General features: G+C 53.7%; 8 protein-coding genes and 1 pseudogene. 7 read left to right on the forward strand and 2 right to left on the reverse strand.

The window, feature by feature from the left end:
* The first annotated feature begins 84 nt into the window (after positions 1-84).
* Entirely contained in the window at positions 85-1,026 is a 942-nt protein-coding gene (locus JIN87_RS12280) for a glycoside hydrolase family 130 protein (RefSeq protein WP_200355860.1), read from the forward strand.
* Between the two features lie 107 nt (positions 1,027-1,133).
* Positions 1,134-4,322 carry a beta-galactosidase, LacZ type gene (gene lacZ, locus JIN87_RS12285; RefSeq protein ID WP_200355861.1) on the forward strand — a complete coding sequence of 1,063 codons (3,189 nt, stop codon included), beginning with the start codon at positions 1,134-1,136 and terminating at the stop codon, positions 4,320-4,322.
* A gap of 178 nt (positions 4,323-4,500) precedes the next feature.
* Here the strand turns inward: lacZ and JIN87_RS12290 are convergent, their stop codons facing one another.
* Both JIN87_RS12290 and JIN87_RS12295 read right to left on the reverse strand, forming a co-directional pair.
* Positions 4,501-6,129: a hypothetical protein gene (locus JIN87_RS12290; RefSeq protein WP_200355862.1), complete on the reverse strand. Its 1,629-nt coding sequence runs from the start codon at positions 6,127-6,129 to the stop codon at positions 4,501-4,503.
* 29 nt (positions 6,130-6,158) lie between these two features.
* A complete protein-coding gene (locus JIN87_RS12295) occupies positions 6,159-7,799 on the reverse strand; it encodes an FGGY-family carbohydrate kinase (protein ID WP_200355863.1) in 1,641 nt (546 codons plus the stop codon).
* 190 nt (positions 7,800-7,989) lie between these two features.
* On the opposite strand from JIN87_RS12295, the gene JIN87_RS12300 reads away from it, so the two are divergent.
* The 5 genes and pseudogenes from JIN87_RS12300 to JIN87_RS12325 all read left to right on the forward strand — a co-directional run bounded on the left by JIN87_RS12300 (position 7,990) and on the right by JIN87_RS12325 (position 17,600).
* Entirely contained in the window at positions 7,990-8,853 is an 864-nt protein-coding gene (locus JIN87_RS12300; protein ID WP_200355864.1) for an AraC family transcriptional regulator, read from the forward strand.
* A 696-nt stretch (positions 8,854-9,549) separates the two neighbouring features.
* Entirely contained in the window at positions 9,550-11,595 is a 2,046-nt protein-coding gene (locus tag JIN87_RS12305; RefSeq protein ID WP_200355865.1) for an alpha-amylase family protein, read from the forward strand.
* A 947-nt stretch (positions 11,596-12,542) separates the two neighbouring features.
* A pseudogene (locus JIN87_RS29070) lies at positions 12,543-14,687 on the forward strand (PVC-type heme-binding CxxCH protein); the annotation flags it as partial.
* Positions 14,679-15,737 (forward strand): HEAT repeat domain-containing protein, encoded by a 1,059-nt coding sequence (locus JIN87_RS12320; protein WP_425606345.1) that lies wholly within the window; start codon positions 14,679-14,681, stop codon positions 15,735-15,737. The pseudogene JIN87_RS29070 and the gene JIN87_RS12320, both read left to right, overlap by 9 nt.
* A gap of 24 nt (positions 15,738-15,761) precedes the next feature.
* Positions 15,762-17,600 (forward strand): DUF5060 domain-containing protein, encoded by a 1,839-nt coding sequence (locus JIN87_RS12325; RefSeq protein ID WP_200355869.1) that lies wholly within the window; start codon positions 15,762-15,764, stop codon positions 17,598-17,600.
* The last annotated feature ends 36 nt before the right edge of the window (positions 17,601-17,636 follow it).

Here is a 17,636-nt window from a genome sequence, read left to right on the forward strand (position 1 = left end):
TCTTGGACACCTTCCCTCCAAAATTGGTACCTCTTTGACCCTGTCTTCTAGGTGCGCAAAGACTAACATCTAACAAAAATCGACATGCAATACAGCAACGCATCATTCGTTCAAAGATACCAAGGCAATCCAATCCTTTCCGGAAAGGACTTTCCAGACGAGTATCACATCCTCCACTGCTTCAACTCAGGCGTGATTAAGTTCAAGGACAAGTACCTCATGCTCAATCGCCTCGAGGACTGCTCCCTGAAGGCATACTTCTGGATCGCGGAAAGCGACGATGGCTACAACTTCACGCCACGCCCCAGTCCCATCAAGATGCCCGAGGATGATCCGACCTTCCAGAAGTACGCGTCGATCAACTACTACGATCCCCGAATCACGCAGATCGGCGACACCTTCTACATCATGCACGCCTGCCACAGCGAGTACGACTGCCGCCTGAGCCTGCTCAGCACTACCGATTTCGAAGACTTCAACTGGCACGGCTTCGTCTCCGATCCCGGCAACCGAAACGGCATCCTTTTCCCTGAGAAGATCAATGGCCTTTACGCCCGCTTCGACCGTCCAATGACTTCTTGGGACGGTGGAAACATCTGGATGTCCTTCTCTCCCGACCTGATCCACTGGGGCGGCAGCGAGTGTGTTCTCAAAAACTCCGCTGTCCGCTGGGCTTGGTCAAAAGTCGGAGGAGGCTGCGCTCCGATAAAGACAGAAGAAGGCTGGCTAAACCTCTTCCATGGCGTGCGCACCCAATGCAAATCTCACTATGTCTACCAGTCCGGAGTTTGCCTCCACGACCTCGAGGATCCGACTAAAGTCATCGCCGTATCCGAAAAGCCGATCATCACCCCTATGGCTGACTACGAACTGCACGGACAAACACCAAGCGTATGCTTCATCACCGGTGCCATCGTAGAAGACGACGGTGAGGTCAAAGTCTACTACGGTGGCGCCGACACTGTCATGTGCGCCGGAACCATCCAGCTGCAGACCCTCCTCGATCTCTGTCACAACCGGATTTAGGAGAACATTTTATTCAATGGGAACGGGCCCGCTTCTGATTGGAAATTGCCAAAACGCAACTCCAGCTCGGAGCGGGCCTTATACGTTACCCCAATCAACTCCGAAAAATGCGAATACCCAAACCCATCGCCCTCACAATCTGCGTCGCCATCAATCTAGCGAACGCGACTCCGGACCACGAAAACCCACGCTTCACTGGGAGCAACACACTCCCTCCAGTCGCATCCTTTATAGCCGCTCCCGACCGTGCCACAGCACTCGAGATCGGCCCCGTCTCCAATCAGGAACGCGCAAAATCCTCATTCTACAAGTCCCTCAACGGACTCTGGAAATACCGCTACGCCGCTAACCGAAGCGCTCATCAGCCAGGTTTCTGGGAAACCGATTTCGATGACTCCCATTGGACATCAATCCCTGTGCCTTCAAACGTCGAGATGCATGGCCATGGCATCCCAATCTATAGCAACGTCCCGTATCCATGGACTTGGCACGGCGTAAAACCCAACCCACCTCACGTTCCAGCCGACGATCCAAACAACACCATCAACTCCTACCGTCGTACCTTCACCATTCCAAAGAACTGGGACGGCCGCCAAATCCAACTGACATTCGATGGGGTAAACTCATTCTTCACCCTCTGGATCAACGGAAAGGAAGTCGGCTCCAGTACAGACTCAAGAACCGCAGTAACATTCGATATCACCGACTACCTTAAACCCGGCGAGAACCTACTCGCGGTAGAAAACATTCGCTGGACCGCAGCCTCCTACCTCGAAGACCAAGACTTCTGGCGCCTCTCCGGCATATTTCGCGACGTCTATCTCTTCTCCCCGCCACCGCTGCATGTGCGCGACTTCTTCGTCAAAACCGATCTCGGTCCCAACTACCAAAACGCTACTCTCGAAATCGAACTGGATCTGCAGAACACTTCCGACTCATCTACCGTCGCTCAACTCGAAACGACGCTGCTAGACGCAACCGGTGTCGAGGTTCTCTCAAAGTCGACTGACCTTAAACTCGCAGCCTCTGAAAACACTCGGAGCCAAGTCTCAGCAACCCTAGAGAGCGTGCAGCTCTGGAACGCCGAAACGCCCAATCTATACACTTTGCTTCTAACCCTCCGTGATGCTCAAGGCCGTATCCAATCCGTCACTCCCAGCAAAGTAGGCTTCCGCAAGTTCGAGCTGAAGAATGGCCAATGCCTGCTCAATGGAAAACCCATCCTCTTCAAAGGCGTGAACCGCCACGAGCACGATCCAGCTCTCGGCCAAGTAGTCACCCACGAACGCATGATCGAGGACATCCTCCTCATGAAGCAGTACAACGTAAACACCGTGCGTAACTCCCATTACCCCACAGTGCCAGCATGGTACGCGCTCTGCGACCAATACGGCCTCTACGTCATCGACGAAGCCAACATCGAAATCCATGGCATGGGAGCGAACCATCAAGGGCCCTATGAAAAAGAGAACCACCCCGCCCACGAGCCAGAGTGGCTAGACGGCATCATGGATCGCACCATCCGCATGGTCGAACGCTCAAAGAACCATCCATCCGTCCTCTTTTGGTCACTCGGAAACGAGACCGGATACGGACCGAACTTCACTGAATCCGCGAACTGGATACGCCAAAGTGATCCATCTCGCCTCGTTCATTCAGAGCAAGCGGGCGAAGGCCCGGAAACCGATGTCATCTCGAAAATGTATGCCCGCCCCCATCAAATGATCGGCTGGGCCCAACAAGAAAACAACGATCGCCCATGGATTTTCTGCGAGTACGCCCACGCCATGGGCAACTCCGTTGGAAATCTCTGGGACTACTGGACCGCGATCTACGATGAACCTCAGCTTCAAGGTGGCTGCATTTGGGACTGGGTAGACCAGACCTTCTCTCAATCCACTACTCGTACCGATCAAGACCGCTTCTACCCTGTCAAAAACGGAGAGGAAACCTTTTGGGCCTATGGGGGTGACTTCGGCCCCATCGACGTACCTTCCGACAACAACTTCTGCGCCAACGGGCTCATCTCCGCCGACCGCCAAGCGAAGCCCTCTCTCGAACAACTCAAGTCAGTCTACGCCTACATCCACACCAAACCGATCGACATCGAGAAGGGAGTCGTAGAAATCAAAAACTGGCACGACTTCATACCACTCGGCGATTGGCTCCAAACACGCTGGAAGCTACTAAAAGACGGGCGTTCCATCCAGGCCGGCACCTTAGCGACTCCCCAAATCCCCGCAGGTCAAACCGAGCAGATATCCCTCCCGATCGATTTCAGCCAGATATCCGACGATGCGGAGTACGTGGCAGAGATTAGCTTTCACCTGGCAGCGGATAGCCCATGGGCCGACGCGGGACACGAGGTTTCCTGGGATCAGTTCACTTTGTCCGTACCATCTGCCCCCCAAAAGGGTCTCCCTGCTCCAAAGCTTGAATACACACACGGCATTTCCTTTATAGTGTTCAAAGGCCAGGACTTCGTTGCACGTTTCAACACTTCAAACGGAGCCCTGACATCGCTTGAGAAAAGCGGAGAAGAACGACTCGCCGCCCCACTGCTCCCCGAATTTTGGCGAGCCGAGACTGACAATGACAGAGGCCGCGGGATGTCCTCCTTCTCGCCGAGCGGGCAAGGCGAATGGCGACGGGCTGCTGAGACCGCCCAACGCGAATCCCTAGAAGTAAAGCGTCTCAACACGTCAACCGCTCGACTCACCCTCGTCCAAACCCTGCCAACAGTGGACTGCCACCTGCGCACCCACTATACAATCACCGGCGACGGATCGATACAGGTCGAGATGACGATTGAAGCAGGCACGAAAAAGCTCCCCCCTCTCCCTCGATTCGGCCTACGGACACGTATACACGAATCCTACTCCCAAATCCAATGGTACGGACTCGGCCCTCACGAGACCTACATCGATCGCAAAGACGCCAAACTAGGAATCTACCAAAGCGCTGCGTCGGAACAATTCGAATACAACTACGTCCGACCGGGAGAGTGCGGGCACCATACCGACACACGTTGGCTCACCCTAACAAACCCAGTCGGCAACGGTGTCCGCATAACCGGATCCAACACTTTCGGCTTCAATGCCCTTCCCCACACGACCCAAGATCTTGAGGAAGCGCGACACACCCACGAGCTTCCGAAGCGCGACTTCATCGAAGTCCACATCGACGGCCAACACCAAGGAGTGGGCGGGAACGACTCCTGGGGAGCCTGGCCGCTCGAGCACTACCTCATCCCAGCCGAAAAGCAAACGGCCGTCTTCACCATCCAAGCGATCTAGCATGTTTTTCTTATGAATAGGCACGTTCGCGTTGAATGTGAAAGGCCTCCATCCTCCCCCTCTCTCAAAACTAAACAAAACAGGGCCGCACACGCGTGCGACCCTGCTCTAGCGGTAGCGCCGTTCTCCAACGGCTAAAATTTGTCTCGGGCAGAGTTTGGATTATGCGACATAGAGATCAGAATTCCGAACCGTCGCTCTTCGAACCACAGATGAACACTTCCAACCCTAGCAACCGAGCGAGCTCTGCCTTGGCTGCTAGACACAAATCCGCCTGCTCCGCGTTCTCTGCGTAGGCCACGTTCAAATGGTTAGCTTTGTGGCGACCCATCATCTGATCACGGCTCACGCCATATGTAACAGCGTGCATGATTGGCCACTCGGGAGTGGTTTCGTCGAGACGGCGTCTGGTTTCCTCCTCCGGCAACTCAATCGCTTTGGCTCGACCAAGATCCATCTTGAGTTTTCCATCTTCGATGTAGATCCGGCTCCATACGATCTCTCCTGGTTTGGATACACCTTGTAGTGAGGCTCCTCCTTTTGGGAAATACATAGCCGGTTGGCGAAAGCCGTGACTGCCGCTCCATCCACCTGCATGATGCTCTACAGGAGCTGAGCCGCTGATAAGAAACACCCACACGTACTCGTCCGTACTGCCAGATCGGTCTTTGTCTCCCCAACGCAAATCGTGCAGGGTCGTTTCGGTCGCCTGTCCAAGTGCCCCATGAACACGCTTTGTCATCAGAGCGTCGAGGCCGCAGCATTCGTCTACCTCATTAAAATGTGGATACGTTTCTCCGGCGAGAATCACCTCACCCTTATCGTTTTTGACGGGTGGGCGATCAGTACTATTGAGCATGCCTTCCACCAAATCAGATGCCGCACATATGTCCTTTAACCCTTGCTGGTACTGGATTCCGATCGCGTCGCACCCGAAACGATCTCCAATCCGGCAGGCTGCGATGTACATCTTGCATTGCTCAATCACTTGAGGCTTCGTCAACTCAGTCGCTTCGTCTTCGCCGAAGTGAAAATTGAACCCTCTCTGCACCAAGAATTCGTATACCTCCTGAGCCTCCTCCTCACTCACTGTACGCATCTCCGCATACAAAGCGCTTTGGCTGAGTTGCTCCTTGTATACTCCGGTCTGGAAAAGCAATTCATCAGGAATCGTTGCATTGTACATGCCCATGCAAAACTCATCGAAGACGCCTAAGATGGCCTTGTTCTTGTCGAGGTCTGCCGCGACCGTTTTGGCAACGTCCTTTGCTTGCTCCTCTGTGTTCGCTGGATCGTAAGCAGAAACGTGACTAGCATCGTGCTCGACCGATCCCGTTTCCAACCACTGCTTTAGCTTAGCCTGGAAACGCTCGTCAGTCTCGAAGTCCTCACTCCACAGCGTGGAATACTCTACCCCCGCTTTCGTTAGTGAGCCGTTCAGGTTGAGCATACCCACTAATCCCGGCCATGTACCACTCCAGTTCGCTACTGTCAAAATCGGGCCTTCATGAGAAACCAAGCCTGCAAGCAGATGGTGCGAATATTGCCATACCGCTTCCGCCACAATAAGCGGTGCCTTACGGTCGATCTTTGCAAAAATATCCATGCCTTGCCGCTGACTCGAGATGAACCCGTGCTTTTCAATCGGATCGTAATCATGGGCACGCTTCACTTTGGCTCCCATTGATTCGATAACCGAAGTGAGCGACTGCTCCATCTTGAGCTGTTCCTCCCAGCACGTTTTGTTTGCAGATAATCTCAAGTCGCCATTGGCAACCAGAGCGATAGTCGAATGAGATGTCGTCATTATAGCTTACAACTAATGTTAAAGGGGCGTTATGATTCCATCAGCGAATCATAGCTAATTTGGTCAGCATAGAGTTTGTGAAAAACCTTGTATTTATTTTCGTGATACTCTCCTAAATCCACCTCTGGCTCCAGCACGCTCTTCGGGCGAGACATGTCTCTCATTGCATCCTGCAAGGTATTGAACTCACCGGACGCCACAGCTCCCAACATGGCTGAACCGAGCAAAACAGCTTCAGGCTCTTCCGGCAGAATGAGCCGACACCCAGTAGCGTTCGCGTGCTGCTGCAGAAATACCGGATTCTTCGTTCCCCCACCGCAACAGATAAGGCGATCGATCTCATACCCAGCCTTGTTCATCTCCTCGATGATATGTCTCGTTCCGTATGCGATGGCTTGGATAGTCGCCAAATAAACCAGAGCCAGATCATCGATCGTCGCTGAAAGCCGCAACCCTGACACCATGCCCTTGAGATGAGGATTCGCCCGTGGAGATCGGTTCCCATGGAAGTAAGGACATACATGAAGCGATCGCGTTAGCAGATCCACACTCGTCCCGCCGGCCAGATCCGAGAGCCGATGATTGAGGTACTCGTAGATCGATATCCCCGCCTCCGCGCTCGCTTTCTTAGCTGCCTCGCTTGCTCCATGGTTGAAAATCACGTGGTCCACCAATGCCCCAGTCGCCGATTGCCCGCCTTCATTGAGCCAGAGCCCCGGGACCATTGAAGAGAAGTACGGCCCCCAGACTCCAGGTATTGGTCGTTTCTCCTTCGACACCGCCATATGGCAGGAAGAAGTGCCCCCAATCAATGCGAGCCGCTTCTCCAGCTGCACCTCCTCATCCCCCTCTGCCAAGCCGATCATGCCAATGCCTCCGGCATGCGCGTCGATTATGGATACGCCAACCGGGGTCCCTTCTAACAATCCTAGCTCTTGAGCCGCCGTAGCAGAAAGCCCAGAACCAATAGCCTCCCCCATCGGTCGAATATCCGACCCGATCTTCTCGTATCCCCCCTCGATCAGATCTTCCAATCCAATTGCTCGGAAGAAGTCCGGCGACCAACCTTTGCCGCCATCTGCTGCCTGATGAGCAAGGTAGGTCCACTTGCAAGTCGTAGAGCAAAGCGAACGCGTTAACTCGCCAGTCGCTCGGTAGGTCAAGTAATCCGGCAAATCAAAAAAGTGGGCTGCCCTTTTCCATGACTCGGGAAGGTTCTTCTTCAACCACAGCAGCTTCGGAGCTTGCATCTCCGGGGATATCTTTCCGCCGACGTACTCGAAGACGGAAAAGTCCTCGGCAAAACCGTTGATATAATCCGTTTCCTCCAACGCTCGATGATCCATCCACACGATAACATTCTGAGCATCCTCCCCACTTGGACTAACGCTCACTGGCTGACCTTGAGCATCCACTAAAACGAGCGAGCAAGTCGCATCGAAACCAATTCCTCTTACATCGCTCGCAGCCACGCCTGAGTCGCTCATTACCCGCCGCACACACTGGCTGATACTGTCCCAGATGTTATCGGAAGACTGCTCTACGAAGTCCGCCTGAGGCTTCCACATCGTGATCGCCTCCGTGTGATGAGCGAGAAGTTTACCCTTTCGATCGAACACACCAGCCCTCGCGCTTCCCGTTCCAACATCTATACCAATAAAGTATTCCATACCAAAAATCTCCAGCTGCCCCTCCGAGTCTTGAGGCCGGGTCTACTGCTCTGCCCACTCTAGCAAATCTGCTGCTCGCACGAAATGGGCAGGATGCGAAAGTTTATGGCAATTTTAGGATAAATCTCTACATTCAGACAATTCTCAGTAATTGAGAGATTACCCGCATCCCCCCAAAAGTATCATACTCATGGATACCGTCCCCACCTTCATCTCGAAACAGATCACAAGCGGCAGCTACTACTTCCTGAACCTTAAACCAGAGGAAGCCTTCACTGTCGTGTGCGGCGGCTATGAGCAGTGCTCTCTCGACTACAAGTACCAACGCAAGGAAGCCAACTATGTTAGCCTCGAGTACATCATCGCAGGTCGTGCGAATCTAGAGGTAAAGGGCAAACACTACGAGCTCCAACCAGGTAGTCTATTCGGCTACAAACGAGACACTCTTTACACGATGACCAGTGTCGGCAAAACGCCTCTCCGTAAGTACTTTATGGCTCTCGGAGGGCTCAAAGCGGAAACCTATCTCCTCGATTCTCCACTCAAAGAGGAAATTCCCGTGGAGTTCCCCGGCGTGATGTGGCTCGAGGAGACCTTCCGTCAGATCACGAAATTTGGATCGACCGAGGACGAGCGCGCGATTGCCACCTGCAACCGGCTGGCTGAAGTCCTATTCTTCCAACTCGAGCCGGAGTACCAAAAACTGGGGGGCGGAAACATCTCCATCGCCCACAGCACCTACCAACGCTGTCGCAAGTACTTGCGTGATCACTTCCTGGAACTCAACAGCGCTAACGAATTGGCAGAGGCTGCCAACGTCGACCCGACTTACCTCTCTCGCCTCTTCCGCGAGTTCGACAAAGAGTCTCCCTACAAGAGCCTGATTAGGCTAAAAATGAACCATGCCGCCCGCATCCTCGTCAGCCAGGATGTAACGATCAAGGAAGTCTCCGATCTGATCGGTTACCCGGACCAACTCCACTTCTCGCGTACTTTCAAGCGCACCTACGGCGTCTCCCCAAAACACTTCAAAAAGTCCGTCCACCGCAGCTAGAGTATTATTCTTTTGTTAGGTCGCATCTTGAATGTCGCCTCAGCGCGCATTAACGTCAACTTAAGCCTAAACGCTGTGCGCAGGAGGGCAATGCTCCGTCATTGCCGCGGAGCCTACGGGGGAATAAACGATGTGGCAACGACAGGCAATAAGGAATGAAATGACGACACTCGAGCGGAAGCAAAGACACGTTGCCCTCCAGATGATGCTATTTTTGTCAAGTTGACGCCAATGCTCATCGCGGCAACCCACAGAAACATTGGACTCTTGATCTGTAGGTCCGGGCGTTGACCGGACACCCCCATCGAGTTCGTGCATACAACGATGAGAAAACGCTCTAGCCCCACACCAAACAAGTAGCCAGTGGTCGCGAGACCTTGGTCCCGCCAGTCCGATTCAGAAGAGCTCGAGGCTTTGAAATCTATTTTGTAACCTTACAAAATAGATTTCAAGAGACTCGACTATCCAAGAACCAATCTCGCAAGAGATTGGAACTGCTAAGCATCACAACTAACCTTCCCCCTACCTCGCACGCGAAAAGCAGACCAACAATATCCATATTCGCGCCCGAAACACCTATTCACCATTCTACCCCCTAGCGCTATCGTACTTTCTACACTGAGCACACGTCGAAACGTGTAGCCAAATGACAAGTACAGTAGGCCCCGCATCCAAGGGGCCAAACGCTAGAAAAACATGGTAAACCAGATTTCCAATAAGCAGAGCCCAAGCTCCTCGGATCAGTTCATTTTGCCCACTCGGCAAATCCACCTCGATTTCCACACGTCGGAGCACATCGAAGGCATCGCGGCCGGCTTTGATCCGGACCAATTCGCAGATACGCTGGCCAAGGCTCACGTAAACTCCGTCACCCTTTTCGCCAAATGTCACCATGGCTGGTGCTACTACCCAACCGAGCTCGGTCAGGTCCATCCACACTTACAACGTCCCGACTTACTGGGTGACATGATCGAAGCCTGCAAAAAACGCGGAATTCAGACTCCGATTTATCTCACTGTACAATGGGATGAACTCACTGCACGCACTCATCCAGAGTGGAAGGTGGTATCCAGCACCGGAGGCACTGGTCAGCCTGCACCGACGTGGTCCCCCGTCTCCCTTGCTAACCAGGAACTCGTCGACCACATCTGTGATCTGGGAAGAGAAATCGTCCAACGTTATAACCCTCCCGGTATCTTCGCCGACATCCTTATAGATTGGGAAGACACCAGTTCCGGAGCTCGCACTCGCATGGCAAAGCTCGGCCTCGATCCCGAGAACAAGCTAGACCGTGTGAAAAACGACCGCGGTATCGTCATGGATTTCTGCGAAGCCTTCGCCAAAGCGACCAAGGCAGTCGACCCGGCGGTACGACTCTTCTTCAACAGCGGCCACATCTACAAAAACGAACGCGAGCGTTACACACACTTCGACCACCTCGAAATCGAATCCCTCCCGACTGGTGGCTGGGGCTACGACCACTTCCCCCTCTCCGCTCGCTACGCTACCAGCCTCGGAAAACCGTACCTCGGCATGTCTGGAAAATTCCACAATTGGTGGGGTGACTTCGGCGGTTTCAAGCAAGCTGCCGCCCTGGAATACGAATGCTGCCTCATGGCCGCGCTCGGAGCCTCCTGCAGCATTGGCGACCAGCTCCATCCATCCGGACGCATCGATCAAAGCACCTACGCGAGCATCGAGCCTGCCTACAAACGCATCGAAACGCTTGAGCCATACCTCGCCGGTGCCGCTCCCGTTTCCCAAATCGCGATCTACAGTTCCGAGGCCCATTTTTCCCGTGGTCCCAAAAACGCCGACGACCTCCACGATGCCGGCTGCTCGCGCATGCTGCTCGAGTCCCATCTCATGTTCGACGTCATCGACGAGCATTGCGACTTCGAGAGGTACGAGCTCATCATCTTACCTGACCGCATCACCTTCGAAGCCGGTCCCTTGCTCGAGAAGTTCCAAGGCTACCTCAAGCAAGGCGGTAAACTGATCCTATCCGGTACTTCCGGGATGGATACAGAGGGTAAACAGTTCCTTCTCGACTTCCCCGTAACCGTTAATGGGCCATCGGAGTTCGATCAAGAGTTCTGCCGAGCGAGTCAAGAGCTTGACGAACGACTCCCTCAAAGTCCGTTCATCATTTACGAACGCTGCATGAACGTATCCAGTAGCGAAGCCACTTCGCTCGCCTCGATCCACGAGCCCTACTTCAATCGCCGTCCCGAACACTTCTGTTCCCATCAACAGACGCCCTACAAACCAGAGACATCCGAGGGACGCAGCGGAATCCTGCACCATGGCAACATCATCTACTTCGCAAACCCGATCTGCCAAGAGTACCGCAACTTCGGACAACCGCTGAGCAAGTACGCGTTCATAGGAGCGATTAAAAAGCTCATCGGCACCCCTGAGGCGACCTGCAATCTTCCAAGCACCGGACGGCTCAGCCTCATGCGTCAAGCCGCAGCAAGTCGACTCGTCCTCCACCTGCTTTACGCTCAACCCCAATCCCGAGGCGGTACCATCATCGGTGCCCACGGACCTACCAATATCGAGATCATCGAAGATATAGCCCCCATCGCCGACGTCACCGCATCAATCTCCCTCAAGTCAAAACCAGGACGCGTCTACTCGGCGTACAGCCAAGAGGAGCTTCCTCACAATTTCAAAGACGGACAACTAACCGTAAACATATCCAAACTTCATATACACGAAGCGGTCGTGATCGAGTAACCCCAACCACCCCAATGAGACTTAACAAGATTCTCTCCCTTCTTCTCGTTTCAATCGCAATCAAGGCAGGCTTCGCGAACGGTATTGACCATCTCGTTTTCGAGCCACCCGCTGAGATCGCAAACGGGAAGCGGATCGTCATCGTTTCCGGTGACGAGGAATACCGCTCGGAGGAATCTTGTCCCATGCTGGCCAAGCTTCTCAGCCAGAAGCACGGCTTTCATTGTACGGTCCTCTTCGCCATCGAGCCGGGGACCGATATCATCAATCCCAACAACATCCACAATATCCCAAACCTCGAGTCCCTCTACGAGGCGGATCTGATGATCCTTGGTACTCGCTGGCGCATTCTCCCTGGCGAACAGCTCCAACCCATCCTCGACTATCTTAATGCGGCGAAACCAATCATCGCCTTCCGCACCGCGACACACCCTTTCAAAAACAATGACTTCTACGGCGGTTACGATTGGGAGAATTTCGGAAAGAACGTCGTCGGCGAAAACTGGCTTAGCCACCACGGAAAACACAAGGTCGAAGGCGGACGGGCAGTTGTCGTAGCGGAAAACGCTGACCACCCCGTCCTCAACTCAGTGGAGGACATTTTCACCTGGTCTGACATCTACGGCATCGAGCATCTCAACCAAAAGACCGCAACCGTTCTCCTACGCGGAGCCGTTACCGAAACCCTCGAGACAGATTCAAAGATTCTTCCCGGTCCCATAAACGATCCCATGATGCCGCTCGCCTGGATCAAGGACTATCCAACCCCCGACGGGAAAAGAACCGGTATCTGCTTCGCCACTACGGCAGGTGCTGCCTACGATCTACAAGTGGAAGATCTTCGCCGTCTCTTCGTAAACGCCAGCTACCACCTGCTCGGTATGGACGTTCCAGAGAAGGCAGACGTCGATCTGGTCGATCCCTACACACCGTCCTTCTACGGGTTCATGGAAAAGGACTACTTCCTCAAGCGTGGTCTTCGCGTTTCCGATTACCGTATAGGGCATTTCGCACGAGCCATCCTCAGCGAAGAAGAGCTTGAAGCACTCGCCGCCCAAAGCCCAAAGCAAGCTGGGATCGACCTAAAAAAAAACAGTAGAGTCGTTCTTCTAGGAAACGGCCTTAGCGAGCGAATGCTCTACCATGGCCACTTCGAAACCGAGCTGCACCTCCGCTTCCCCGAGCATCAACTTACCGTACGCAACCTCAGTCACTCCGGCTTCACTGCCGGATTCCGCCCACACTCCTCGCGAAAAGATCAATGGGCATTCCCGGAGGCGGAAGCGTTCCACCCAGAGTTACAGCCTCATAGCGGTGAAGGACACTATCCAAGCGAAGACGAATGGCTAGAATCGCTCCAACCCGATCTTCTGATCGCCTTTTATGGATACAGCGAATCGTTCGCTGGTCCTAACGGAATAGAACTATTCCAAGATGAACTACAGGCCTTCATCGATCACACGAATGCGCAAAACTACAATGGCGACAGCAGCACACAACTCGTCCTAGCATCCCCTATCGCATTTCAAGACCTGAGCGAGACACACTCTCTCCCCAACGGGAGCAAGCAAAATGCAAACCTTCTGCTCTACACCAAAGCGATGCAGGAGGTCGCCGCCGAAAAAGGGATTCTCTTCCTCGATCTCTTTAGCCCCACGAGCGAGCTGTTCGCCAACAGCTCCGAGCAACTCACCGTCAACGGAGCCCACCTTAACGACGCCGGCTACCAACAGCTCGCCCCGATTCTAGCCGACCTTCTCTTCCCCAATTCCTCCAAATCCCAGTACCCAGAACCCATCACCCAGAACCTCGCGGACCTCGTCCGCTCCAAATCCTGGTATTGGTTTCACGACTACCAAATGCCTAATGGTGTCCACGCCTACGGTCGACGCTTTGAGCCCTTCGGCGACGAAAATTATCCGGAAGAGGTCGAAAAGCTGCGAGAACTCACCCACAATCGTGATCTCGCCATCCACGCTCTTCTCAGTGGCGAAACCTTCGATCTTGAAGCCGCCGACGCACAGACCCGCCCACTCACCGAGATCAAGACCAACGCCCCCGACCGGGCAAACAATCACTACCGCTACGGTCAAGATGCCCTCGATGCGTTCACGATGGTCGACGGGTTTCAGATCGAACTTTTCGCCTCCGAAAAAGAGTTCCCGAACTTAGCGAACCCCGTTCAACTCACCTTCGACAACAAAGGCCGACTCTGGGTAGCCGTTATGCCGAGCTACCCTCACCACCGTCCCGGAGATCCACGTCCCGATGATAAGTTGCTCATCTAAGAGGATACCGACGGAGACGGGAGAGCCGACAAGGAAACAGTATTCGCCGATAAACTACACCTACCCATCGGATTTGAGCTCACAGCAGAAGGAGTCTACGTCTCCCAAGCACCAAACCTCGTCCTCCTGCAAGATCTCGACGGAGACGACCGGGCCGACCACCAAGAGATTCTCCTCACCGGTTTCGATACTCACGACACGCATCACGCGATTTCCGCTTTCACTGCAGATCCTTCCGGTTCCATTCTCATGTGCGAAGGTGTTTTCTTACACAGCAATATTGAGACTCCCTACGGTACCATTCGGACCATGAACGGCGGCTTCTACCGCTTCAACCCACGGACTCACGAACTGGAACGAACTGTTCAAGGTCACATCACGAATCCCTGGGGACTCGCTCACGACACCTGGGGACAAGCCTTCTTCCTTAACACCTCCGATCCCGCTACTCACTGGATGCTCCCCTTCGAAGTGAAGCCGACATACGGCCAGATGATTATCGGAACCGAAAGCATCATCCCAAGCGATCACCGCGTTCGCCCAACCTCCGGCCTGGAGTTCGTATCCAGCCGGCACTTTCCAGAGGAAATGCAGGGTGACTTTATATTGAATAACTGTATCGGTTTTCTCGGTGCAAAACAGCACGGGATTGCAGATTCAGGAGCGGGCTACGTGTGTGAGTGGCGGCAAGACCTGTTCACCTCTTCTGATCCCAACTTCCGCCCTGTCGCCCTGGAGTTTGCCCCGGATGGTTCGCTTTACGTCGTCGACTGGCACAACCAGCTCATCGGGCACATGCAACACTCCGCCCGTGATCCCCTGCGCGATCACGCCCACGGCCGCATCTACCGTATCACTCATAAAACACGCCCACTCGTCGAGCCATTCGAGATCGCTGGCTCAAGCATTGAGCAACTCATAGCTGGCCTCAACTCCCCAGAGGATCGAACACGTTACCGCATCCGCAATAAACTGAGAGGACGCTCGAAAGAGGATGTCCTGGCAGCATTGTCTGAATGGACTAAAAATCTGGATACAGAGTCAGCAAACTACGAGAAGCTCCTTCTGGAAGCTCTATGGATAAACTGGGGCTTCGAATCGCTCGACTTAGATCTTCTCAAAAAACTGCTCAGAGCGAAGTCCCATCAGGTCCGTGCCGCAGCGGTCCGTGCCCTCCGCTATAATAGCGAAAGCATTCCCAACTACGTGAGCTTGCTTCTAGAAGCCGCCAACGACTCCCACCCTCGCGTTCGACTAGAGACAATCATTGCTGCCTCTCGGATCGACGAGAACTCTAGCCAAGCGATCGTAGAGCAAGCGGCTCGAAGTGAACTCGATCCCTGGATGCGTCGTGCCTACGAACAGGCCCTCGTCAACCTGGGCGGAAAGCCAACTTACGCCGAAGCAAAAGGAGACGCAGCCCCTGGGCACCTAGACGATAAAGATAAAGAGCTCTGGACAAAAGGAGCTGAGATCTATCGTCGTGACGGCTACTGCATTACCTGCCACCAAGCAGATGGGAAAGGCCTACCCGCTGCTCATTTTCCACCACTCGCTGGTACGGATTGGGTTACCGGCAATCCGGGTCGGCTTATCGATGTCACCCTACACGGCCTACTTGGTCCGATAACAGTCAACGAAAAGAGGTACCAGGGCCACGTTCCGATGACCCCATTCAAAGATCTTCTTGATGACGAAGAGCTTGCCGCAGTCCTAACCTACATTCGCAACGCTTTTGGCAATCAAGCAGCACCTATTTCAATCGATCAAGTTCAAGCCGTCAGAGCAAGCAGTGCCAACAAATCCGGTTTCTGGACTGAGGAAGAACTCAATAAGAAGTATCAAGCAAACTAACACTATTTTCAGCAACTTCTCGTAATGAAACTAAAGAACCTCACCCTCATCAGTTCTCTTCTGGTGCTCTCAACTACAGCCCAATCTGCTGTAGTTGATGGAACCTTACAAGCCTGGCATACCATCACCGTCACTTTCGACGGTCCAGATTTGAGCGAGTCGGACCCGGCAACTTTCTTTGATCACAAGCTGACGGTCACCTTCAAGAACGGAGACACCGAGTACCAAGTCCCGGGATATTTCGCGGCGAATGGAAACGCTGGCGAATCTCACGCAAAAGCCGGAAACAAGTGGCAAGCCCGTTTCACTCCCAATCGCTCAGGTGTTTGGTCTTATGAGGGCTCGCTCGTGACGGGAGAGAAAGTTGCTGTCAAGGACACTGAGGGCACAGAGATCCCACTAGCCGCTTCAAGCGGTACCTTCACCATTGAACCGAGCAAAGTCTCACCAGACTCTCGCGACTTCCGAGGACAGGGACGCCTCCGCTATGTCGGCACTCACTACCAACAGTTTGAAGGCAGCGGAAAGTACTTCCTTAAAGGCGGTACCGGCAGTCCTGAAAACATGCTAGCTTTCGACGGATTTGACGGCACCTACGACTACGCGAAGAAACCGGAATTCCCATCCTTGGGAGAAGATCAACTTCACCACTATGGACCTCATCGTCAGGACTGGGCTCCCGACGATCCGTTCTGGACCAATGAAGACGGCCACGATAGCAAAGGTCTCACCGGTTTGATCAACTACATATCAGATCAGGGTCTCAATTCGGTCTACCTCATGCCACTGACCTACGAGGGTGACGGCTGGGATGTCTGGCCATGGATCGATCCCACCGACCGCTCGACTTTCGACGTCAGCAAACTCGATCAATGGGAAACCGCTTTCTCGCACATGCAAAACAAAGGTATCCACATTCTCATGCTCCTAACCGAAACCGAGAACGAAAATCTCTTCGAATTACGAGATGGAGGTGCCCCTTTTGCCGATACCCGCAAGCTCTACTATCGCGAAATGATCGCCCGCTTCGGACACTTGCTCGCCCTTACCTGGGACCTTGGCGAGGAAACGGGTTGGGATGATGAAAAGGGTCTAGAAGTAGGTTTGGGAAATACACACGAACAACGAAGAGCCTTCAGCTCCTACATTCGGAAAACCGATCCCTACAACCATCCAATCAAAGCCCACGAAATCTCTATCGTTGAGATATACCCTCAGCTCGCTGGATACCCCGACTTCGAAGGTCCCACTCTGCAACGTCACATGCACTACAACCAAGTCGTGATCGATCACCTGAAAATGTCGCGCGACGCAGGACGCCCCTGGCTCGTTTCTATGGACGAACCCCTTGGCTGGGAATACGGACTACGTCCTGACAACGACGATCCGACACGCGACCATCCACGAAAGGATGTGTTGTGGGCAACTCTAATGGCGGGCGGATCTGGAGTTTCCTGGTACTTCGGCTGGCAAAACAATGCTCCTACTAGCGATCTCAGTGCGGAGGATCTTCGGGTACGCCAAGAAATGTGGCGTCAAACGAAGCTGGCCATAGACTTCTTTAACCGTCACGTGCCATTTGAGCGGATGCACGCGGCGAACGATCTCGTTCCGGGAGAAGACAACTACGTCTTTGCCGAAACCGGAGAGACCTATCTCGTGTATCTAAAACATGGAGGCAAGGCATCACTCAATCTCGCAAACGTAAGCGGAGCGTTCGACATTCGATGGTTCGATCCAATCAAGGGTGGCACTCTACAACTTGGTTCAGTCGCTAGCACTACAGCCTCTCCTAATACCGAGCTCGGGTCCCCTCCTCATTCCGAAGGTCAAGACTGGGCGATTCTCGTCACCGCGAAGTAAGCAGCGACAAACGCTTTGAGTCTTTAGTTTAGATTG

Origin of the sequence: Pelagicoccus mobilis (genome assembly GCF_016595505.1) — a bacterium.
Lineage (GTDB): Bacteria > Verrucomicrobiota > Verrucomicrobiia > Opitutales > Opitutaceae > Pelagicoccus > Pelagicoccus mobilis.